Origin of the sequence: Methyloceanibacter marginalis (genome assembly GCF_001723295.1) — a bacterium.
GTDB lineage: Bacteria > Pseudomonadota > Alphaproteobacteria > Rhizobiales > Methyloligellaceae > Methyloceanibacter > Methyloceanibacter marginalis.
This window is the reverse complement of the sequence record NZ_LPWD01000372.1, coordinates 1-2,377: the sequence shown is the minus strand read 5'-3', so window position 1 is coordinate 2,377 and position 2,377 is coordinate 1. Positions and strand designations below refer to the sequence as shown.

The 2,377-nt window shown below is 66.6% G+C and carries 2 protein-coding genes and 1 pseudogene; all 3 read left to right on the top strand.

All coding sequences use genetic code 11. The annotated features are described in order from the left end of the window. Positions 1-466, top strand: a pseudogene (locus AUC71_RS19695) (PLP-dependent aminotransferase family protein); the annotation flags it as partial. Between the two features lie 112 nt (positions 467-578). Continuing rightward, positions 579-1,874 (top strand): adenylosuccinate synthase, encoded by a 1,296-nt coding sequence (locus AUC71_RS12995; protein ID WP_069624599.1) that lies wholly within the window; start codon positions 579-581, stop codon positions 1,872-1,874. Positions 1,875-1,952: 78 nt separating this feature from the next. Next, on the top strand, positions 1,953-2,377 hold a 425-nt coding region (locus tag AUC71_RS12990; RefSeq protein ID WP_193427046.1), incomplete at its 3' end, for a patatin-like phospholipase family protein.

The following is a 2,377-nucleotide window of genomic DNA, read 5'->3' as shown; positions in this document are numbered from 1 at the left end:
ATGGAGGATCTGTTCGAAGGCTCCACCATCAACACGCCGTCCATGCTGTGCCTTGAGGACTATATGGACGCGCTTGCCTTCGTCGAGACACTCGGCGGGCTCAAGGGCGCGATGGCCCGCGCCGACGCCAATGCCAAGGTCATCGCCGACTGGGTCGCAAGAACCCCGTGGGTGGACTTCGTGGCGGCCGATCCCGCGACCCGTTCCAACACGTCCGTGTGTCTCAAGGTGGTCGATCCCGAGGTCACAGCGCTGTCGCCTAAGTCGCGGGACGATTTTCCGCGGCGCATGACGGCGCGGCTCGAGCAGGAGGGGGTGGCGTACGACATTGCCGCGTATCGCGCGGCACCTCCGGGCTTGCGCGTCTGGACCGGGTCCACGGTCGAGACTCCGACGTCGAAGCCTGATGCCGTGGCTCGACTGGGCCTTCGCGTGCGAGAAACAGGCCTTGGCCAAAGCGGCTTGAGCGTGCGCGGGAACGCTCGCTTCCTGGCTGGCCTCGCGCTATAACGGCACACGGCCCTGCGCTTCCGCGGGGCCGTTTCTGTGTTTTTCTCCAGGATTTAGGGGACTTTATCGTGGCCAATGTCGTGGTCGTCGGCTCCCAATGGGGTGACGAGGGCAAGGGCAAGATCGTGGACTGGCTGTCGGAGCGCGCCGACGTGGTCGTGCGCTTCCAGGGTGGCCACAATGCCGGCCATACGCTCGTGGTCGACGGCACGACCTACAAATTGTCTTTGCTGCCCTCGGGCGTGGTGCGCAAGAACAAGCTCGCGGTGATCGGCAACGGTGTCGTGGTCGACCCCTGGGCGCTCGTGGACGAGATCGCGCGCATCGAGGCCCTCGGTGTCACCATCTCCCGCGAGAACCTGCGGATCGCCGAGAACGCCACCCTGATCCTGCCACTTCACCGGGAGCTCGACGCGCTGCGCGAGGCGGCCGCGGGCGACGGCAAGATCGGCACCACCAAGCGGGGCATCGGGCCCGCGTATGAGGACAAGGTGGTAGCGCGCCGTGCGCGTATGGATCTCGCCAGGCTTCAATCGCTTAAGCCGAAGATCGAGCGGATCCTGACCCACCATAACGCCTTGCGCCGCGGGCTTGGCGAGCCGGAGATCAGCGCCGATCAGCTCTGCGGCGATCTGACGGCGATCGCGCCGAAAGTGCTGCCTTACATGGATACGGTGTGGCGGCTGCTGGACGAGGCGCGCCGGGAAGGCAAGCGCATCCTGTTCGAGGGCGCGCAAGGTGCGCTGCTCGACATCGACCACGGCACCTACCCCTTCGTCACCTCGTCCAACACGGTGGCGGCGCAGGCGGCGACCGGCGCGGGCGTCGGGCCCGGCGCGCTCAATTACGTGCTCGGCATCACCAAGGCCTACACGACGCGGGTGGGCGAGGGGCCGTTCCCGACCGAGCTTCACGACGACATCGGCAGGCTGATCGGCGAGCGCGGCGCAGAGTTCGGGACGGTCACGGGCCGGGCGCGCCGCTGCGGCTGGTTCGATGCCTGCCTCGTACGGCAAACCTGCAAAGTGGGCGGCATCAATGGCATCGCGCTCACCAAGCTCGACGTCCTCGACGATCTGCCCGGCGGCACGCTCAAGATCTGCGTGGGCTACAAGCTCGACGGCGCCGAGATCGACTATCTCCCGGCCGGGCAGGGCGCGCAGGCCCGCGTGGAGCCTATCTACGAAGAGATGGAAGGCTGGGCCGAATCGACCAGGGGCGCGCGCTCCTGGGCGGAGCTGCCGGCCCAATGCATCAAATATGTCCGCCGGCTCGAGGAGCTGACCGGGGTGCCCGTGGCGCTGCTCTCCACGAGCCCCAAGCGCGAGGACACCATCCTCGTGCACGATCCCTTTGTGGATTGAGCAGAGCGGCTTCGTTTATCGGCTTTTCTGCTTCGCGCTTACCGCTATAGTGGCAATCTTCTGCACGTGGAGGTTGTCATGGTTGAGAAGCTCCAATGCGATCTGGTGATGCGCGGCGGGATCACCAGCGGCATCGTCTATCCCCGCGCCATCGCCAAGCTTTCCGAGACCTACCGCTTCCGCTCGATCGGCGGCACATCCGCCGGCGCCATCGCCGCCACGGGTACGGCGGCCGCCGCCTACGGTGCGAAGCAAGGCGACGATCACTTCGCCACGCGCTTCAAGACGCTCCCCGCGGAGCTTGGACGGAGACCCGGTGCCGGCCCGGGCGTGGCGGGCAAGAAGACCGTGCTCGAACGGTTGTTCCAACCGCAAAAGGGCACGCGCCGTCTGTTCAACGTGTTGATGTCCGGGCTCGGCCGGGAAGGGCTTGGCGCCAAGGTGCCTCCGTTGTGGGGGCCCTGTGCGTCAATTACTGGGTCTACGCCGTCGTCGGCGCCGCG